Genomic DNA, 18,997 nt, shown 5'->3' with positions numbered 1-18,997 from the left:
CTCAATGTGAATTTTGAACGATTTTACGCATTTGGCGATATTTTTGCGAACTTTTTACATGCGGTCCTGTCACAGTCAGTAAGATACAGGACGGGCCGCCAGTTCCAGCAGTTCCTGGGTTAAGGGAGAACAGGCTCGGATGAGCGAACAGGTGAGTGACCAACAGCTGGTCGAAAGAGTACAACAAGGTGATAACCGGGCTTTTGATCTGCTGGTAAAGAAGTATCAGCACAAAGTCATGAGTTTGATATCGCGTTATGTCAAACAACAGGGTGATGTAGCTGATGTTGCACAGGAAGCGTTTATAAAAGCGTATCGAGCGCTACCGAACTTCCGTGGTGACAGTGCTTTTTATACCTGGTTGTACCGAATTGCGGTGAATACAGCGAAAAACCATTTGGTTTCGCAAGGTAGAAAGCCGCCCGCATCCGATATTGATGCTGAAGACGCAGAATTCTATGAAGGGGCTGGGGCACTAAGAGACAGTGCGTCTCCGGAAAGACAAATGTTGTCTGATGAAATCAGAGATGTGGTACTGAAAACAATTGATGATTTGCCTGAAGACTTACGTCGGGCAATTACATTAAGGGAAATTGAGGGTCTCGGTTACGAGGAAATTGCGCTAGAAATGGATTGCCCTATAGGGACTGTCCGCTCTCGCATCTTTCGCGCTCGGGAAGCAATAGATAATCAACTCCGACCGTTGCTGGAACGGTAAACTAAAGAGGGGCAGTTATGTCTCGGAACAAATCAGAATCAACATCCGCGCTGTTTGATGACCAGGTCATCAATGCTGATGAAATAGAAGCGCTACTGGATGATGAACAGGCAACGCAGGAATGGCATCGTTATAGTGTTATTCGTGCAGCCATTAAAGGGGATTTAAACGCCGATATCAGCCTGGACATTAGTGAACAGGTTCGTATTAGTGTTAATGAGGAATCTAATAAAGTTGTGACACCAGGTTTTGGTCGCTCTAAGAGCCAAAACAAAGCTGCGTCACGCTGGTTCCAGCCTTTCGCTAAAGTGGCTGTCGCGGCCAGTGTTGCTGTTGTTGCGGTAATGACCGTACAAACTTACCAGCAGCCGGCAACGCCTGAAGGGGGGAGTGCGGAACCTGCGTTACTAACCAGCCCAATTGGAGGTGGTCGTGAGCCTGTCAGCCTGAATCGGGTTGAACCAATGTCACAAATTAACGATCAGCAACGCCGTCGCCAGGTTCAGTCGTACATGATTGATCACCAGCAACAACTTATGTTGCAGCAAAAAGCAGAAAGCGAAGAGAAACAATCTGAGCAGGAGCTCAACAAAGGTAATTAAAATCATGATATCTCGGTTGTACCGGTCCATTTTATGCGGGGCTTTTTTATTAGCAGGAAGCTCTGTTGTCAGTGCACAGCAAAATAGCGAACAAACAGAGAACGGTGCTGACTGGTTCAACCGTATGGCGGTCGCCTTAACAGAACTGAATTTTGAAGCTTCTTTAGTTCACGCGCATGGCGATCAAATCGAGCCCTACCAATGGTTACAGGGCAACGATCCTGACGCAGGAAGTGCCGAACTTTTAATTCAAATGAACGGCCCTGATTTTCGTATTTTAAGAGTCGATGATCGGGTTGCTCACTTCAATACCTCTGCCAGTAATTACGCATTAAAATCTGATAGCATCACTGCAATTCTTCCAGCGGCCTTTGCTGAACCTTTTGAACGCTTAAGTCATAGCTACCAGGTAACAGTTGGTGGAGGCGCGAGGGTTTTGGGGCGCAATGCGCAACATATTCGCATATTAAGCAGAGACAGCCAGCGTTACAGCTATTCGTTATGGATTGATCGTAAGCATGGTATGCCGCTCAAGGTCATTATGTTGAATCAGTCAGGCGATGTGGTAGAGCAGGTACAACTGACCAGCTTATCTGTTCGTGAAACTGCGCCCGAAATAATGACCGAAATTAAAAATATTGAAATGCCTCCCATGCTTGAGGACCTTCGAGTTAAAAGGCCAACACAGTATGATGCGCACCCCCGCTGGGCACCACAAGGTTTTAGATTATTAAGTCAGCAAAGTCATACCCTGGTGTTAGATTCAACGCCAGTCGACCATTACTTGTTTTCAGATGGTCTGGCAGAGTATTCAGTTTATGTTGCAGAACTTACTGAGGGCATGGAAACCGATCTTGCGCTATCTTCCTCACAAACTTTATTCTCAAAGCGGTATAATAATTTTCTTGTGACCGTTGTGGGGCAGGTGCCGTTGGCCATGGCTCAACGTATAGCGACAGAAGTTAAATAATGAAAGAGATTGCCGAAGTTACCGCGGTTGAAGGCAACCGGGTTACAGTAACAACTGAACTTAAAACAGCCTGCTCTGGGTGTGCACAGGTTTCTAACTGTGGTGCCGGTATTCTGAGCAAGGTCTTTGCTGACAGAAATGCACAGTTCACGGTAGTAACGGAACAAGCTTTTCGTCCTGGCGAACTTGTGCAACTTGAAGTACCTGATACTGCTGTAACGCGTTTTGCTTTATTACTTTATGGCTTACCTATACTGATGCTGCTTCTAATAGCCGTATTACTTGAGAATACAGGCACCTTAACTGAAGGCTTTATTATTTTGCTGTCTTTTGCGGGCTTCGCTTTAACCTTTTGGGGGTTAAAACGCTGGTTTCGCAAACGTGATATTCAAGTCAACGCGATGGTTAAACTGGAAGCTTCAGCTGAGGTTCAGCACTCAAACCCCTGAACTGGCATAAAGTCCTTTGTTCTTGCCGCTAACATGAGTATGATCGGGGCTAATTTTTTAAGTTCCAGAATTTAGTTTTACAGAGGTATCATCAATGCCGAATAGGGCGTTCAAGCAAAGTAATATTCGTAACTTCTCGATCATCGCTCACATTGACCACGGTAAATCGACCTTGTCGGATCGCTTGATCCAGCATTGTGGAGGACTGACAGACCGCGAAATGGCCGAGCAAGTGCTGGACTCCATGGACTTGGAGCGCGAACGCGGTATTACGATAAAAGCGCAAAGTGTAACGCTCTATTACACAGCAAAAGACGGTGAGACCTATCAGCTAAACTTTATCGACACGCCCGGACACGTTGACTTTTCTTATGAAGTATCACGTTCATTAGCTGGCTGTGAAGGTGCCTTGCTGGTTGTTGATGCTGCTCAGGGTGTAGAAGCCCAGACGTTGGCAAACTGTTACACCGCAATTGAAATGGACCTGGAAGTAGTACCGGTACTGAACAAAATTGACCTGCCACAAGCCGATGCCATGGGTGTTGCTCAGGAAATTGAAGACATTGTGGGCATTGAAGCGGTTGATGCAGTTCAGTGTTCGGCTAAAACTGGTTTAGGTATTGACGACGTGCTTGAGCGCATTGTCCGGCAAATACCGCCGCCCAAGGGCGAACCAGAAGAGCCATTACAGGCCCTGATCATCGATTCCTGGTTTGATAACTATCAGGGCGTGGTCTCTTTAGTTCGAGTGCGTAATGGTACTTTACGTGCTGGTGAGAAGATGACTGTGATGTCTACCGGACAGTCTCATCAAATAGATAAAGTTGGTTATTTCGACCCTAAACCGCACGAAACCGGTATTTTGCATACCGGTGAGGTGGGCTATGTAATTTCTGGCATTAAGGATATTTTAGGTGCTCCGGTTGGGGATACGCTGACCAACACGCGTAATCCGGCGAAAGAACCGGTTCCGGGCTTTAAAAAAGTAAAACCTCAGGTTTATGCGGGTATGTTCCCGATAAGCTCGGACGACTACGAGTCGTTTCGTGATGCCTTAGGGAAACTGTCGTTAAATGACGCCTCGCTTTTCTATGAACCAGAAAACTCAGCAGCGCTTGGCTTTGGTTTCCGTTGTGGCTTCCTTGGTATGTTGCACATGGAAATTATCCAGGAGCGACTTGAACGTGAGTACGATATTGACTTAATCACCACTGCGCCGACCGTGGTTTACGAAGTTGAAAAAACTGACGGTAGTATGGTGAAAGTTGATAACCCGGTTAACTTGCCGCCGGTTAACGATATCGAAACCATTTATGAACCGATTGTAGAAGCTAATATTTTGGTTCCTCAAGAATTTTTGGGGAATGTCATCACTCTTTGTGTTGATAAGCGTGGTGTGCAAACTGCCATGGCTTATCATGGTAAACAAGTCTCGGTAACTTACGAACTGCCTATGGCTGAAGTGGTTATGGACTTCTTTGACCGATTAAAGTCGACCAGCCGTGGCTACGCATCGTTAGATTATCAGTTCAAGAAATTTGAACCTGCGGACATGGTTCGTGTCGATATATTGATTAATGGCGACCGCGTCGATGCTTTAGCAATGATCACTCACCGTGATCATGCGGAAGGGCGAGGCCGGTTGCTGGTTGATAAAATGCGTGAGTTAATTCCACGGCAAATGTTTGATATCGCGATTCAGGCGACCATTGGCAACCATGTTATTGCACGTTCAACGGTCAAGCAGCTGCGTAAAAACGTAACAGCTAAATGTTATGGCGGTGACATTAGTCGTAAGAAGAAGCTTTTACAAAAACAAAAAGAAGGTAAAAAGCGCATGAAGAACCTGGGTAACGTTGAAGTGCCTCAGGAAGCCTTCCTTGCGGTTTTAAAAGTGGGCAAATAGGAAATGGCCAATTATTTTTCAATTATTTTAACCTTTATTACTGTTATCTCCGGATTGTTCTGGCTCTACGATGCCAGAGTATTAAAGCCAAAGCGCAAAGCGGTTATTGCTGAGGTTGAGAACAAAACAACCAGTGCTTTAACCGATGAACAAAGAGAGAGTCTGGCACCTCAGCCTAAATTAATGGAACTGAGTGAGTCCATTTTTCCTGTTATCGCTTTGGTGTTAGTGGTTCGCACCGTTCTGTATGAGCCATTTCAGATACCTTCCGGCTCAATGATGCCAACTTTGCTGAAAGGTGACTTTATTCTGGTAGAGAAGTTCTCTTACGGTATTAAGGACCCTGTCTTTCAGGAAACTTTAGTTGAAACAAATCAACCTGAGCGCGGTGACATCGCTGTGTTTAAGTATCCGGAAAACCCAAATATTGACTATATAAAACGTATCGTGGGTTTGCCCGGTGATCGCATTATATACCGTAATAAAACACTTTATATTCAACCGGCGTGTGCTGAAGGTCAACGCGACTGTGAAGAAATGAAAGTCGTTAAATCGTCATTAAAAGAAGACGGCACCTATTTCTCCGGCTCGTCACCGCTACGGACATACAGCGAAGACTTAGGTAACGTAACTCACGACATTCTCGTAGACCCGCGTGTTGCGTCACGTATGGCAATGTACTTTAATCAGCCGGGCACCCAAAGAGATGAATGGGTGATACCGGAAGGCCAATACTTTGCAATGGGTGATAACCGCGATAACTCTCGTGACAGCCGCTACTGGGGATTTGTTGATGAGGAATTACTGGTCGGTAGAGCCGTATTTATCTGGATGAGTTTTGAAATGGATCGCAGTCGCGATAGTTGGTTGCCGTCATGGGTTCCTACCGGAGTTCGATTTGAAAGGCTAGGGAGTATTGAGTGAGTTTGCCCAGACCACCGTTCACGGAACTGGAAAAAATTGTTGGTCATCGTTTTGAACAGCAGGATTTGCTGCGCCAGGCAATGACCCACCGTAGTGCGTCATCGAATCATAACGAACGTTTAGAGTTCTTAGGTGACTCCATTTTGGGGCTGGTTATAGCCGAGGCTCTATACCACCAGTTTCCTAATGTCGCCGAAGGTGATTTAAGCCGTATGCGCGCAGCCATAGTCTGTGGGCGCTCGTTGGCTAAGCTTGGTAAGAAGATGGGCTTGGGTGACTTTTTGTCTCTGGGGCAAGGTGAGCTAAAAAGCGGCGGGTATCGTCGTGAGTCTATATTGGCTGACGCAGTAGAGGCAATTATTGGCGCCATTTATCTCGATAGTGAAATAGATACTGTCCGCCAAGTGATACTGAACTGGTTTCAACCACAACTGGAACAAATTAAGCCAGGCGTCAGTCAGAAAGACCCTAAAACCCGATTGCAAGAATTACTGCAATCACGCCAGCAGCCTTTACCCGAGTACGACGTTGTTGCTACGCAGGGTCAGGCTCACAACCAACAATTTACCGTAAACTGTTCTGTAGAAGGTATCGATGACCCTTTTAAAGGCACAGGTACCAGCCGCCGTAAAGCCGAACAGGCAGCAGCAACGGCCGCTTTAGAACATTTGCAGGAGAGCGCATGACGCTGGATATTGAACTGGATGAGAATAAACACAGTGGCTTTGTTGCCATCGTTGGTCGTCCTAACGTAGGTAAGTCGACACTGATTAACCATTTGCTTGGACAAAAAATCAGTATTACCTCCAATAAACCTCAAACGACCCGACACCGTATTCTGGGCGTTGATACCGATGGCGACTGCCAGGCTATTTATGTGGATACGCCGGGTATGCATAAAGAAGAGCCTCGCGCGATTAACCGTGTGATGAACCAAACCGCTTCGTCTGCTTTAAAAGACGTCGACTTAGTGCTCTTTGTTGTCGAGAACTTAAAGTGGCTGGAAGATGACAAAATGGTGCTGGAGAAAATTCAGCGCAGCAAAACACCCGTTGTACTATTGGTTAATAAGGTCGACCAGCTTAAAGACAAAGAACGATTATTACCGCATTTGCAGTGGTTGAATGAACAGCATTCATTTGCTGCTATTTTGCCAATATCGGCGACTCACGGTGATAATATCGACGAGTTGCGCAAAATTGTCCGCAGTCATTTGCAACCGGGGTATCACTATTATCCGGAAGACTATGTCACCGATCGTTCAGTACGCTTTATGGCGGCAGAAATTATTCGCGAGAAACTGATGCGCTTTACCGGCGACGAGCTGCCATACGAAACCACGGTAGAAATTGAGCAGTTCGGCCATTCTGATAAGGGAACTACCCATATTCATGCGTTAATACTGGTAGAGCGCGACGCGCAGAAGCGTATGATTATTGGGCAGGGCGGCAGTAAGTTGAAAACGATAGGCACTGAAGCTCGTCGTGACCTGGAAAAACTGCTGGATAATAAGGTGATGATGAAGCTTTGGGTAAAAGTGAAATCGGGCTGGTCAGACGACGAGCGCGCATTGAAGAGTCTGGGTTACCGCGAGGACTAAACAGTGGCGCAGCGGGCACTGGTGTTGCATCGTTGGGACTATCAGGAAACCAGTCTGATACTGGACTTGTTCACCGAAAATGACGGACGAGTCCGGGTTGTTGCCAAAGGCGCAAAACGCCCGAAAAGCCCATGGCGCGGTCTGGCTCAGCCCTTTATACCTCTACTGGCCGAGTTTCAGGGGCGCAGCGAGTTAAAAACCTTAACCTTACTCGAGCCGCAGCAGACCACCGAAAGGTTGCAGCTACAAGGCGAGAAACTCTATAGCGGCTTTTACCTTAATGAGCTGATTCAGCGCTTGGTACCAGCAGAAGGTGAAGCTTCTGAATTGTTCCAAAGTTATTTATCCACTTTGCATAATATGACCGCGAGTGAGCGTGTAGAGCCAGCTTTACGTCAGTTCGAATGGCATTTGTTGCAACACCTTGGCGCTGCTTTTGACTGGTATTATGATGCTGATAGTGGTCAGGCATTATCGAATTACGACTGGTGTTATTTTATTCCCGATCATGGTTTTGTGACACAAGCCAGAGATGATCAACAACGAGCGTATTTGGTGGCTGATATTGAAAAACTGGCCGCCTGGGACGTTGATGACGAGAGCCGTTTACGGCAATTGAAATACATTATGCGTGACGCTTTATCTGTTTACTTAGGCGATAAACCACTGCGCAGTCGTGAATTGTTCCGCGGAAATCACCCAAGTGAGAGGAGCTAAATGATGAAAGGTCTGCGTCTGGGCGTTAACATTGACCACGTAGCCACTTTGCGTAATGCACGAGGCGTGCGCTACCCCGACCCCGTTGCTGCGGCTGGCATTGCCGAGCGTGCAGGTGCTGACGGCATTACCATTCATTTGCGTGAAGACCGTCGCCACATTACTGACCGCGATGTTGCCATGCTAAAGCAGACTCTGAATGTGCCAATGAACTTAGAAATGGCCGTAACAGAGGAAATGTTGGATATAGCGATAAAAACAAAGCCGACATTCAGTTGCCTGGTGCCGGAAAAGCGTGAAGAACTGACGACAGAAGGCGGCCTTGATGTTGCTGGTCAACTGAACTCTATTACCCAGGCAACTCAACGACTGACTGAGGCTGGTATTCAGGTGTCGTTGTTTATTGATGCTGACCGCGAGCAAATAGACGCCGCTAGAAATGCTGGTGCCCCTATTATTGAACTGCATACGGGGCAATACGCTGAAGCAGAAACCGAGCAAGAGAAAACACGGGAATTAGCTCGCTTAATGGAAGCTGCCGAATATGCGCACTCTATTGGGTTGCAGGTAAACGCCGGACATGGTCTGCACTACCACAACACGTTAGAAGTTGCACAAATACCACAAATGGTAGAACTGAACATTGGTCATTCTATTATTGCCCGTGCGGTACTAGATGGTCTGGATAAAGCTGTCCGCGATATGCGGGAGATACTCGATAAGGCAAGATAATGGCGATAGTAGGACTGGGTACGGACATCATTGAAGTGTCTCGTATCGAGAAGTCGTTAGCGCGCGGCGATAGTTTGACCAAGCGTGTATTGACCCCGACAGAACAGGAAGAAATGAGCGCATCGGTTGACGAAGCGGCGTATTTAGCCAAACGATTTGCCGCTAAAGAAGCTTGTGCTAAAGCCTTTGGGCGGGGCATTTCGGCCGGACTTTCATTCCAACATATGCAAGTGATTCACGACGAGTTTGGTAAGCCGGGCTGGCATTTCACAGATACTGCCGCACAATGGATTGAAGAGATGAAGGTTGTTGCAAGTCATTTGTCGATAAGCGACGAGCAGCATTACGCCGTGGCAACGGTCATTTTAGAATCTGAATAAACTGGGTTAAAAACAACCAAAATGGCGCAATTCTTTAAACCGCAGAAGCGTAATAAATCCGTGAGTAAAACCCTGAGAGCGCAGGTTTCTGCGTTGGAACATCAGGCGCGGGCGGTTATCCGGGGTGAGGGTAGTAAAAAGCAAACACGCTTTATTATGGGGGCCTTACCCGGCGAAGTTATTCAGTACAAAACAACCGGCAAGCATAGTGGCACGCTTGAACGCATTCTGGAGCCAAGCGCTGACCGCCGGGATGCTCCTTGTAAATACTATGACCAATGCGGTGGTTGCGACTTTCAGCATGTGGCTGAAAGTTATCAGTTAGGCCACAAACAACAAGTGGTGGAAGAGCTGTTCCAGAAGTTTGGTGTGTTTGACTCAGCGACCGAGAGTTTGCCCTGGCAGGCACCGCTAGTTAGCGAGCCCACAAGGTACCGCAGGCGAGTGCGGTTAGCAACGCGCTGGTTAGGCAAAGAGCAAAAGCTGCTTATTGGTTTCCGGGAAGCGCAAAGCCATCAGATTGTTGCGGTTGATGACTGCTTAGTGGCCGACGAAAGTTTGTTGCAAGCTGTGAATAGGCTGTATCCGGTACTGAATACTTCAAGTATTGCAACTAAGCTGGGCCATTTAGAAGCTATTCGCACCAATAAGCCAGTTATTTTATTGCGTATAACGGATAGCTTGCCAAAAGACGCTCTGCAGTCACTAGGGAGCTGGCAGGCAGAACATAATATCGATATCTGGCTGCAAAGCGAAAACGAATTAACGCCACTGAACAACGCAGGTTTACCCTTTGATACCTCCATAGACGGTGACAAACTCTACTTTCAGCCGGGTGACTTTCTGCAGGTTAACGGCGGTATTAACGAACGTATGGTGCAGCAGGCGATCGACTGGCTAGCACCTGAGAAAACACAGCGAGTGTATGACTTTTTCGCAGGTATTGGTAATTTCAGCATTCCACTGGCACGCCGGTCGAAATCTGTGTTAGCCGTCGAAGGAGTCTACCGCATGGCGAAGCAAACGCTCAGCAACGCAGAAGCCAACGGTTTGAATAACTTAACGCCGCTGTCTGCTGACTTGAATGACATTAGTGCGTCCGACTTAAAGAACCCTGCAGATTTATGGTGTCTGGACCCGGCACGTCCGGGCGCGGAAGGTGTTATGACATTACTCAAAAAGCTCAAACCTGAGCAACGACCTTCCCGAATTGTGTATGTGTCTTGTGCGCCTGACACACTCGCGCGCGACTTGGCTATAATCGCTGGGTTAAAATCTGATAAAAAGAGCTCCGACTACCGTATAACTAAGCTCTGCACAGTTGACATGTTCCCGCAAACGCATCACATTGAAACCATGGTTTGTCTGGAACGAGCGTCGTAAATCATGGTCCATGTACGCAGTACCCACGTGGATGATCCCAAGTATAAAGACAGTGAACAGCATTGGCTGAACGCTGTGAGTGATCCTGAGCCATTAGAAAGCACTCTGGAGCAGTTAAAGCAGCAATTTCCGAAAGAAGAAGCAGCGCTGTTAAAAGGCCAGGAAATGGTTGAAATACTGGCTCCGCTCAAGCTCGATGCCGAATCGCTGCTGGCGGCGCTGTATATGCCTCTTTTAGAAGCCGGCAAACTCGATTTAGATAAATTAAACGGTAAACAGTCTAAAACCCTGGTAGTGCTGTTGCGCAATGTGCAACAAATGCAGAGTATCGGTGACTTACAGCATTTTCAGCACGGCCAGCCCGACGGCGGCCAAATAGATAATGTGCGACGCATGCTATTGTCCATGGTAGAAGACGTGCGTGCCGTATTGATAAAACTGGCAGAGCGTATCTGCTACTTGCGTGAAGTGAAAAAAGCCGATGAAGAAACTCGGGTGCTGGCCGCCAAAGAGTGTGCTGAAATTTACGCGCCGTTGGCCAATTGCTTAGGCATAGGCCAGCTGAAATGGGAGCTGGAAGACATCTCCTTTCGCTATTTGCACCCTAATACCTATAAAACCATTGCCAAACGCCTGCATGAGCGTCGGACCGACCGCGAGCAATATATTGATAATTTTGTCTCTGAGCTGCAAAACGCGCTGAGACAGCAAGGTATCGATGCGGACGTTTATGGACGCCCTAAGCACATCTACTCGATTTGGCGCAAAATGCAGAAAAAGCATCTGCAGTTTGATCAGCTGTTCGATATTCGCGCTGTACGTATTCTGACGCACAATCTGAAAGACTGCTACGCAGCCTTGGGTGTGGTGCACTCGCGCTGGCGGCATATCGCGTCCGAGTTTGATGACTACGTGGCAACACCCAAGCCAAACGGTTATCAGTCTATCCATACGGTGGTTATTGGCCCCGAGCACAAAAACGTTGAAATTCAGATACGTTCGCACGACATGCACGACGACGCCGAGCTGGGCGTAGCCGCGCACTGGATGTACAAAGAAGGCGCATCGGCGGGTAAACGTCACGGTTTTGAAGACAAAATAGCCTGGCTGCGTAAGCTATTAGCCTGGCACGAGGATATGGCCGGCAGCGAAACTCTGGTGGATGAAATTCGCTCGCAGGTATTTGAAGACCGCGTTTACGTTTTTACCCCAAAAGGCGAGGTAGTCGATTTACCCATGGGCTCTACGCCTCTGGACTTTGCTTATTATATTCACAGCCAGGTTGGCCACAAGTGCATTGGCGCGAAGATCGACGGTCGCATTGTGCCTTTTACCTATCAATTGCAGAATGGTGACAGGGTTGAAATTTTAACTCAGAAGAATGCTCAACCACGGCGTGACTGGCTTAACCCACAGCTCGGATATTTGCATTCCTCTAGGGCGCGAGCCAAGGTTCATACCTACTTCAAAAAAGAAGACAGAGAAAAGAACCTTCAGGCGGGCAAAGAACTGCTGGAAAACGAACTGCAGAAGCATCAGTTGCATGTGCAGGACGCGAACAAAGCGGTAGAGCGATTTAATGTGGCCACACTGGATGACTTACTCGCCGCTATTGGCGCTGGTGATGTGCGCTTACATCAGGTGGTGAACTTCCTGAAACCGCAGGAAACCGAAGTCGATAAGGTTGAGCGTTTAACTAAGCGTCGTAAAGCCAAACAGTCGCCGAAAACACCAAAGTCTGATGTAACAGTAGAAGGCATTGGTAACTTAATGATGCACTTTGCCAATTGTTGCGAGCCCCTGCCGGGTGAGCCTATTACCGGGTTTATTACTCAGGGTAGGGGCGTATCTGTGCACCATAGCGACTGTGATCAGTTAACGCATTTATTGCACCAACACCCTGAACGCGGCATTGAAGTGTCCTGGTCGGGGCACTCCAAACAAGAATACCGTGCCAGTCTGCGAGTATCCGCATTAGACCGTAACGGGCTTCTGCATGATATCACCAGCGTGTTGTCGAACGAAAAGGCTGCGGTAGCGCAAATGGACAGTGAAAGCGATGCTCAGTCACAGTCAGCTACTGTGGTGTTAACCTTAACGGTAAAAGACAGCGACGCACTCAGTCGAATTATGGACAGACTGCGACAGGTGCACGGTGTTGAACAGATCCAGCGAATCACTTTAAAACATTAGCCCTTTAGAACATTAGCCAATAAAACAGTGGAGGTACCTCAGTGAAAGGAATGCAACAGCTGCAACGGGTTATGACACAGCTACGCAACCCAGAAAGCGGTTGTCCATGGGACTTAAAGCAAAACATGACCTCGTTAATTCCTTACACCATTGAGGAAACCTATGAAGTTGTTGATGCTATTCAGTCGGGAAACTGGCAGTCGATAAAGGATGAACTGGGTGATTTGCTCTTTCAGGTGGTTTTCTATGCCCAGTTAGCGCGAGAAGAACAGCAGTTTGAACTGGACGACATAGCCGCGCATACTGCCGATAAGCTAATAAGTAGACATCCCCATGTATTTGGCACCGATGCCGAGCGCAACTTGTCCGACGCGGAAATTAAGGCTCAGTGGGAACAAATAAAGCAGCAGGAGCGCGCAAAAAAGGACGCTAAAGGCTCCGTGTTTGATGACATCCCCAGTCAACTGCCCAGCGTTTTAAAAGCCGCTAAGCTGCAAAAACGTGCTGCGTCAGTGGGCTTTGACTGGACCGAGGCGGAGCCTGTTTACGCCAAAGTGGACGAAGAAATACAGGAAGTAAAAGAAGCTACAGACCAGGACCACATTGAAGAGGAAATTGGTGATCTGCTATTTGCCGTTGTAAATTTAGCCCGCCACAAACAAGTAAACCCCGAAGCCGCATTGCAGCGCGCCAATGAAAAGTTCAAAAGCCGTTTTCAGACTATAGAGCAGCGCTTGAGTGAGAAGGGCAAACACGCTACCGACTGCAACCTCGATGAACTTGAAGCTCTTTGGCAGCAGGCCAAGCAGGGCTAATGGCGTAGCGTACCCCGATATTCATGTCAGATAAGGTTTGTAATCAACCTTTGCTTTTCAAGTTTCACTTCTTTATGATTACTAACATATTTTATACATTGGCACTGAATAGTGATTATAGTTTAGTGTTTGATCAATATTAAACATTCAGTTTACCTGGTAATTATTAACTTAATATAAGGATGTATTTTGAAAAAATTAGGGCTACTTGTCTCGTTAATTTCCATTTCAGCAGGTGCCAATGAACTTGAAGCGGATAAGCAATATTCTGTTGGTGTTGGTATCGGAGCTGCTTATAGCGGGTTAGGTGCAAATGTCGCTCTGGTGTCCAGGACTGACATGAAATATCTATCGGCTGGCTGTGTAGAGTACAGCTCAAACTATGGGCTTACCTGCGGTTTTGGTGCTGGTTGGATCGTCACCGATCTTTTTAACTCTAACTCAAATAAACACGGCTTAGGTGTTTATGTAACCAAAGCGGGCCATGAGACTAACGCCAGGATAGAGAACGGAAACTTGAATGTTTATGAGAATGAATATTCTGGGGCGGGTGTCAGTTATACCTATTTTATGAATGGAATAGATAAACTGGGCTTTACTTTCGGTGTTTCTGCGCACGCGACAAACTCGGATTACGATGATTCAACCAGTGGTGTTCTACTGCAGGTTGGTTATCAGTTTTAGTATATAACAAGCTAGTACAGCTGGTTGAAGTCATACATCGAACGGTCAAATGATACTTCAAGCAAGCATCACCGTTGTTAACGGATTACAGCGTTGAGGAAATCTATGACGTTATACCCTTATTCAAAAATTAAAACTGAAAAGCTCGGCTTACTTCTGTTTGCTGCAAGAGCAACCACTATCATAGGCTTGCTTATTCTGCTTTTCTCAATTGGGTTTATACTTCTAATCTTCTTTACTGGTGGAACACATAGCCTCGGAGACGGAGCAACCATATCTTCACCACGATTCGGGATTCCATCGATTCTTACCGGGGTGTGGGGGTTCGCATCTTGCATTTTCTTTTTGCTGATTGGTGGTGTTGCTGCGGCTGTAGTTTCTCTGGAAAACCAGTTCTCAAAGTACATTAATAATAAAGAAAACAAGTCGGATGCATAGATATCGCTGCTTTTAGGCAATTATGGATTTCAAGGTATTTGCAATAGGCGGAGAATAAAAATGAAGAATGCATTATTCACTGGCCTGGGAATTGGCGCTGGTGTGGCTATCTATCAAGTATTGACGAATGGGATCTCCGGTGCAGACTGGTATCGCGCTATTTTTGTTGGCGTATTCTGCACGGTCATTTTTGCGGTTTATCACTCTCTTAAGCCTAACTCCAGGAATTAATTAGTCATGACTAAACACTTTACTGTTTTCTCTTTTATTTTGGTAATAAGCGCACTGTTGATTAGTGGCTGCAAAACTACCAGCACTACTGTTGAGTATCCCAATCTACCGGTTGTGGATAATGAGCTTGGCAAATCGAAGTGGGCGCAGTTGGAACGGTTCCCGGCAAGGTATCCTCAGCAAGCTGTTATTAATTCAATGGAAGGTTGCGCTACCATTGAATACGTAATAACGCCTGAGAATAACGTCAGAGACATCGTGGTTGTTAAGTCGACTAACAAGCATTTCGCCGCGACAGCTCAAGACGTCGTTACACACTGGAAATGGAAAGACCTTCCCAACAACATTATTTCTGAGCCTGTGAAAACCCAAACGCGTTTTGACTTCTGTTTCGATAAAGCCGGCCAGGCTTGCTCAACGATGGAGCCAGAATATTCTTGCCCGGGTGAAGATATTATATACTCGCGCGGTATGATGGTGCGTTAACTGGGAGTAAGTAATGAAAGATTTAAAAGATTCCCTTTTGTTTATAGTCGCTGTTGTTTGTTTATTAGTTTTCATCGGAGCAGTGGTTGATATCCTTTTCTTTTGGCCAGGTACCGGTTTTGACTGGATGTTTTTAGGTAAAAATGTGCTTTATGCAATTGCAACTGGCTATTGGGTCTGGAGGCTTTTAATCCAGCCTTATCGAAAGCGAAAAGCACTTGAAGCTTAGGAAAGAAAGCAATATCTAAGGCTTAAGCAAGTTAATTATAAAAGTAAGGAAATGCAGTGCTTAACCTAACTGAAAAAGAACTTAACTCCATTATTCAAAAGCACACAGGTTTTGCAATTTTCCTGGCAGTAGTACCTGTTGTTTTTATCCAAGTCATTTCAATATTTGCCGGCGATATGAATTACCTGCTCATTTTTCTGATGCCGATAATTATTGTTGGCGCATGTGCAAATTTAGTGAAGAACGTGCTAACGGATATTCGGGAGCATAGCCATGAGTGAGTCAACTACTCGGCAGCCATTTGGGTCTACTGTTGTACCTATTATTATTGCTGTAATTCTGACTGAAGTACTTATGTATAACTTAGGCTCAAAGTACAACCCAATAAGTGATGGCTTCAATATTCCTAATTTCCTAATTGATTTAGGCGTGTTTGTAGCAATTGCAATGGCCGCCACATGGTTATATCAGCGAGTATTTAAGTTGCTACGAAGGGACACTGCGAACAAGGAATAGTTAGAGTATGACTATCCAGCTTAAACGCATCTATAACGACCCATCATCTGACGACGGTTACAGAGTTTTGGTGGATAAGCTGTGGCCTCGTGGCATTTCAAAAGACGCAGCCAAACTTGATGAATGGATAAAAGACATAGCGCCTTCCGATGAGCTTCGTAAATGGTTTCACAGTAATCGTTCTGAGTGGGGCGAATTTCGCAATCGCTACCTATCTGAATTAAAAAAACATAAAGAAGCCTTACGCGACTTAGCAAGCAAGGCTAGTAGTGAGAAAGTCACATTGCTTTATTCCTCTAAAGATACTGAGCACAATAATGCCGTGGTGTTGAAAGAGTATTTAAATAAGCTGCACTCCGAGTAGTGCCACTAGGAGACTCCCATGAAATACCTCTGGATAGTGATTTTTACCATAGTTTTAGTCTGGTCGGGTATTAACCCTAAAGACCCATTTACCTGGTTGCTTGAAGTAGCTCCGGCGGTAATTGGGGCTGTGCTGTTGGCTCTCACCTATAATTCATTTCGTTTAACGCCTTTGCTATACGCATTCATTCTGGCGCATTGTGTGGTTTTAATGGTGGGCGGACACTACACATACGCGGAAGTACCTTTCTTCGAGGGGCTATTCGGCGCAGAGCGAAATAACTATGACAAGTTAGGTCACTTCTTTCAGGGCTTTGTCCCTGCGCTGTTGGCAAGAGAAATATTAATTCGAAAAAACATTGTGAATGGTGCTGTATGGCGCAACATTATTATTGTTTCAATATGCCTGGCCTTTAGCGCCTTTTACGAGTTACTGGAATGGTGGGTTGCCCTTGCAACCGGTGAGGATGCTGAAGCCTTTCTTGGTACTCAGGGTTACGCTTGGGATACTCAATCTGACATGGGGTTTGCTCTGATTGGTGCCATTCTCTCGTTGTTTATCTTGTCCAAGAGCCATGATAAGCAACTTAAAAGTAAATAAGGTTTCATGTGAAGTATTCGTGATGTTTTTCTAGCGGAATCTCTTTAGAGATCATGAACTGATCTTTTAATTAGGTATACACTTCTGTATAAATAATGTTTCAACTTTGCATTGGAAGGCTATTTAAGCTTAAGGACAGGGCGTTGAAAAAAGTAAGTATTATTTTTGCGAGCACGCTATTCGTTATTTCTTGTAGCTCAAATACTCAGAGCGATAAGACAGAGACAAAATTCCTGGATCTGTCAGCTGCGGAGCACTCGGAACTTGCTGATGAGTACTGGACTATCAGCAAACATATCCCTCCTCAATACCCGGCTTCAGCCGCGCGGAATGATGTGTCCGGTTGCGTCAATGTTGCTGTAGGTATTGGTTCAGATGGACGCGCTAAAGGGTATGAAGTTCGCTCATCTTATCCAAAGGGCGTATTTGATGACTACGCAGTCGCAGCACTTCAAAAATGGAGGTGGGAAGCAACTGAAAAAAATTCGGAGCGTACACCGATATTAAAGACCGTTCAGTTAAACTTTGCTATGAAAGAAATCCCTGATGACCCCGAATATAAAGAAAACTGCTCATCTATAGAGCGGACTGAATAGGGAGTTAAGTTTTGAATATTAATGCAACACTTTTAGGCCAGGTGGCTCTAGTTTTTATTCCGATAATGGTTGTTTTAAGCTATTACTTAGGGAAGCGTAAAACCCAGACACCTAAGCTAGCAACCTTAATCGGTTTTATTTTAGCTTTCATTCCACCCTTAGCGTTAGTCTATATAGCGGCATTAGTGATTAAAAATGACGTTCGGGTCTCAGAATAAAAGGTTTTTATATGAATAAAGTTTTATTACTTCTCGGCGCTTTATTTTTATCCGGATGCACAAGTTCGGACATGCTTTACTATTTGACTCACCCTACCGACTCTTCCGATAAACCTTCTACGGCGGCTATCTATACAGGAGCGGCACTTATTCTGGGGGAAATGAAAGAAGAGTGCAGTTATGGTCATCCTGAAGACCAAATTAACTGCAAAAAAGAAAAGGAAGCTAGAGAGCGTAAGAAATAATGCCGACTTTAAAAAGCCAGCCTACTTTAGCCGATTTTCAGGATTATGTTACTGAGCTTGAAGCGGAACGGGGTTTTTCTGAACAAACCGTTAAAGACAAGTGCTTGCTACTCGGAGAGGAAGTGGGTGAGTTATTTAATGCTGTTAGAAAAGTTGAAGGGCTAGCGATAGATCACCAATCTGAGATCGGTGAGGTCAATGATGAACTGGCAGATGTTTTTATTTATTTATGCGCTATTGCTAACCGTTACAACGTAGATCTTGAAAAAGCTTTTCTAGCGAAAGAAGCGAAGAATAAGCAACGAACCTGGACAAAAAGTCGATGAACTTTAAGTTTTAGCGAGAAAATTAACCACAACATCCCGAAATATCGGTTTTATCACCGGCTTTTACTGCTCGAGCATCGCGAATAATGCGTATTGCAGAGCGCAGCACAATTAAAGCAATTACTGTGGCTATCAGTAAATCTGGCCATGCCATGTCTAGCTGAGCAACCAGCAGAGCAGAAGCAATTACACCCGTGTTCATGAGCATGTCATTGCGAGAACATATCCAGCTGGCGCGGATATTAATATCACCGTTTCTGGAACTGTATAAAAGCGCAAAGCAAAGCACGTTAACCACCAGCGCTAAGCCTGCCACCCATAACATCATGTTTGCATTGGGTTGGCTGCCAAAAATTAAACGTTGCAACACATCAGCCAAAACCATCAGCGCTAGGACGGTTTGTAGTGTACCGTTAAAAATTGCGGCATTGGCCTTGTATTTAATGGCTTTGCCAACTGCGTATAAACTGACCGCATAAACCAATGTATCGGCCAACATATCCAGTGAGTCAGCAATAAGGCCACTGGACTGTGCTAACCAACCGGCAATAAATTCAACGAAAAACATAACGCCGTTAAGAACCAGTACAGTCCATAACAATCGTCTTTGTGCTTTATCGATGTGTTCTTGTGCGGTGGTGCCACAGCAGGATGACATAAGGTAACTCCAGATGG

Annotated in this window: 27 protein-coding genes; 26 read left to right on the top strand and 1 reads right to left on the bottom strand. The window is 45.9% G+C overall.

The window, feature by feature from the left end; genetic code table 11:
- Positions 1-139: 139 nt before the first annotated feature.
- From rpoE to BM359_RS03665, 26 genes are all read left to right on the top strand, one after another.
- Positions 140-718: an RNA polymerase sigma factor RpoE gene (gene rpoE / locus BM359_RS03790; RefSeq protein ID WP_054488120.1), complete on the top strand. Its 579-nt coding sequence runs from the start codon at positions 140-142 to the stop codon at positions 716-718.
- A 17-nt stretch (positions 719-735) separates the two neighbouring features.
- Positions 736-1,320, top strand: coding sequence for a sigma-E factor negative regulatory protein (locus BM359_RS03785; RefSeq protein WP_054488119.1), 585 nt, complete (start codon positions 736-738; stop codon positions 1,318-1,320).
- Between the two features lie 4 nt (positions 1,321-1,324).
- Positions 1,325-2,290, top strand: coding sequence for a MucB/RseB C-terminal domain-containing protein (locus tag BM359_RS03780; RefSeq protein WP_054488118.1), 966 nt, complete (start codon positions 1,325-1,327; stop codon positions 2,288-2,290).
- On the top strand, positions 2,290-2,739 hold the full coding sequence (locus tag BM359_RS03775) for a SoxR reducing system RseC family protein (protein WP_054488117.1): 450 nt from the start codon (positions 2,290-2,292) through the stop codon (positions 2,737-2,739). The genes BM359_RS03780 and BM359_RS03775 overlap by 1 nt, the downstream gene beginning before the upstream one ends.
- A gap of 94 nt (positions 2,740-2,833) precedes the next feature.
- Positions 2,834-4,645 (top strand): translation elongation factor 4, encoded by a 1,812-nt coding sequence (lepA, locus tag BM359_RS03770; RefSeq protein ID WP_054488116.1) that lies wholly within the window; start codon positions 2,834-2,836, stop codon positions 4,643-4,645.
- A gap of 3 nt (positions 4,646-4,648) precedes the next feature.
- Positions 4,649-5,569, top strand: coding sequence for a signal peptidase I (lepB, locus tag BM359_RS03765; RefSeq protein WP_054488114.1), 921 nt, complete (start codon positions 4,649-4,651; stop codon positions 5,567-5,569).
- Positions 5,566-6,255 (top strand): ribonuclease III, encoded by a 690-nt coding sequence (rnc, locus tag BM359_RS03760; protein ID WP_054488112.1) that lies wholly within the window; start codon positions 5,566-5,568, stop codon positions 6,253-6,255. The genes lepB and rnc overlap by 4 nt, the downstream gene beginning before the upstream one ends.
- Entirely contained in the window at positions 6,252-7,169 is a 918-nt protein-coding gene (gene era / locus BM359_RS03755; RefSeq protein WP_054488110.1) for a GTPase Era, read from the top strand. Before rnc ends, era begins: the two co-directional genes overlap by 4 nt.
- 3 nt (positions 7,170-7,172) lie before the next feature.
- A complete protein-coding gene (gene recO, locus BM359_RS03750; RefSeq protein WP_054488107.1) occupies positions 7,173-7,886 on the top strand; it encodes a DNA repair protein RecO in 714 nt (237 codons plus the stop codon).
- A gap of 3 nt (positions 7,887-7,889) precedes the next feature.
- Positions 7,890-8,618: a pyridoxine 5'-phosphate synthase gene (gene pdxJ, locus BM359_RS03745; protein ID WP_054488538.1), complete on the top strand. Its 729-nt coding sequence runs from the start codon at positions 7,890-7,892 to the stop codon at positions 8,616-8,618.
- Complete coding sequence (acpS, locus tag BM359_RS03740) at positions 8,618-8,998, top strand: holo-ACP synthase (protein ID WP_054488105.1); 381 nt, start codon at positions 8,618-8,620, stop codon at positions 8,996-8,998. Before pdxJ ends, acpS begins: the two co-directional genes overlap by 1 nt.
- 21 nt (positions 8,999-9,019) lie before the next feature.
- A complete protein-coding gene (locus tag BM359_RS03735; protein ID WP_054488101.1) occupies positions 9,020-10,381 on the top strand; it encodes a class I SAM-dependent RNA methyltransferase family protein in 1,362 nt (453 codons plus the stop codon).
- Between the two features lie 3 nt (positions 10,382-10,384).
- Positions 10,385-12,574 carry a GTP diphosphokinase gene (gene relA / locus BM359_RS03730; RefSeq protein ID WP_054488100.1) on the top strand — a complete coding sequence of 730 codons (2,190 nt, stop codon included), beginning with the start codon at positions 10,385-10,387 and terminating at the stop codon, positions 12,572-12,574.
- 41 nt (positions 12,575-12,615) lie between these two features.
- A complete protein-coding gene (gene mazG, locus BM359_RS03725) occupies positions 12,616-13,389 on the top strand; it encodes a nucleoside triphosphate pyrophosphohydrolase (RefSeq protein ID WP_082332140.1) in 774 nt (257 codons plus the stop codon).
- Between the two features lie 189 nt (positions 13,390-13,578).
- Complete coding sequence (locus BM359_RS03720) at positions 13,579-14,073, top strand: hypothetical protein (RefSeq protein WP_054488097.1); 495 nt, start codon at positions 13,579-13,581, stop codon at positions 14,071-14,073.
- A gap of 105 nt (positions 14,074-14,178) precedes the next feature.
- Positions 14,179-14,511, top strand: coding sequence for a hypothetical protein (locus BM359_RS03715; RefSeq protein WP_054488095.1), 333 nt, complete (start codon positions 14,179-14,181; stop codon positions 14,509-14,511).
- A 60-nt stretch (positions 14,512-14,571) separates the two neighbouring features.
- Positions 14,572-14,742: a hypothetical protein gene (locus BM359_RS13065; RefSeq protein WP_159430337.1), complete on the top strand. Its 171-nt coding sequence runs from the start codon at positions 14,572-14,574 to the stop codon at positions 14,740-14,742.
- Positions 14,743-14,748: 6 nt separating this feature from the next.
- On the top strand, positions 14,749-15,228 hold the full coding sequence (locus BM359_RS03710; protein WP_054488093.1) for an energy transducer TonB: 480 nt from the start codon (positions 14,749-14,751) through the stop codon (positions 15,226-15,228).
- Between the two features lie 13 nt (positions 15,229-15,241).
- Positions 15,242-15,457 carry a hypothetical protein gene (locus tag BM359_RS03705; protein ID WP_054488092.1) on the top strand — a complete coding sequence of 72 codons (216 nt, stop codon included), beginning with the start codon at positions 15,242-15,244 and terminating at the stop codon, positions 15,455-15,457.
- Positions 15,458-15,513: 56 nt separating this feature from the next.
- A complete protein-coding gene (locus BM359_RS03700) occupies positions 15,514-15,738 on the top strand; it encodes a hypothetical protein (RefSeq protein WP_054488090.1) in 225 nt (74 codons plus the stop codon).
- A gap of 242 nt (positions 15,739-15,980) precedes the next feature.
- Positions 15,981-16,337, top strand: a complete 357-nt coding sequence (locus tag BM359_RS03690) for a DUF488 domain-containing protein (protein ID WP_054488086.1) — start codon at positions 15,981-15,983, stop codon at positions 16,335-16,337.
- Positions 16,338-16,355: 18 nt separating this feature from the next.
- Complete coding sequence (locus tag BM359_RS03685; RefSeq protein ID WP_054488084.1) at positions 16,356-16,937, top strand: DUF2238 domain-containing protein; 582 nt, start codon at positions 16,356-16,358, stop codon at positions 16,935-16,937.
- 143 nt (positions 16,938-17,080) lie between these two features.
- Positions 17,081-17,533 carry an energy transducer TonB gene (locus tag BM359_RS03680; RefSeq protein ID WP_054488082.1) on the top strand — a complete coding sequence of 151 codons (453 nt, stop codon included), beginning with the start codon at positions 17,081-17,083 and terminating at the stop codon, positions 17,531-17,533.
- An 11-nt stretch (positions 17,534-17,544) separates the two neighbouring features.
- Complete coding sequence (locus BM359_RS03675; protein WP_054488080.1) at positions 17,545-17,751, top strand: hypothetical protein; 207 nt, start codon at positions 17,545-17,547, stop codon at positions 17,749-17,751.
- An 11-nt stretch (positions 17,752-17,762) separates the two neighbouring features.
- Positions 17,763-17,996: a hypothetical protein gene (locus tag BM359_RS03670; protein ID WP_054488078.1), complete on the top strand. Its 234-nt coding sequence runs from the start codon at positions 17,763-17,765 to the stop codon at positions 17,994-17,996.
- A complete protein-coding gene (locus tag BM359_RS03665; protein WP_054488076.1) occupies positions 17,996-18,322 on the top strand; it encodes a MazG nucleotide pyrophosphohydrolase domain-containing protein in 327 nt (108 codons plus the stop codon). The genes BM359_RS03670 and BM359_RS03665 overlap by 1 nt, the downstream gene beginning before the upstream one ends.
- A gap of 22 nt (positions 18,323-18,344) precedes the next feature.
- Here BM359_RS03665 and BM359_RS03660 read toward each other — a convergent pair whose 3' ends face one another.
- The gene (locus BM359_RS03660) at positions 18,345-18,980 is read right to left on the bottom strand and encodes a cation diffusion facilitator family transporter (protein ID WP_054488074.1); all 636 of its coding nucleotides are present in this window, start codon (positions 18,978-18,980) and stop codon (positions 18,345-18,347) included.
- Positions 18,981-18,997 lie beyond the last annotated feature (17 nt).

It is taken from the genome of Idiomarina abyssalis, assembly GCF_900116625.1.
In the GTDB taxonomy this organism is placed as follows: domain Bacteria; phylum Pseudomonadota; class Gammaproteobacteria; order Enterobacterales; family Alteromonadaceae; genus Idiomarina; species Idiomarina abyssalis.
Note: the sequence above shows the minus strand (reverse complement) of the source record. Positions and strands in the feature narration are given on the sequence as shown.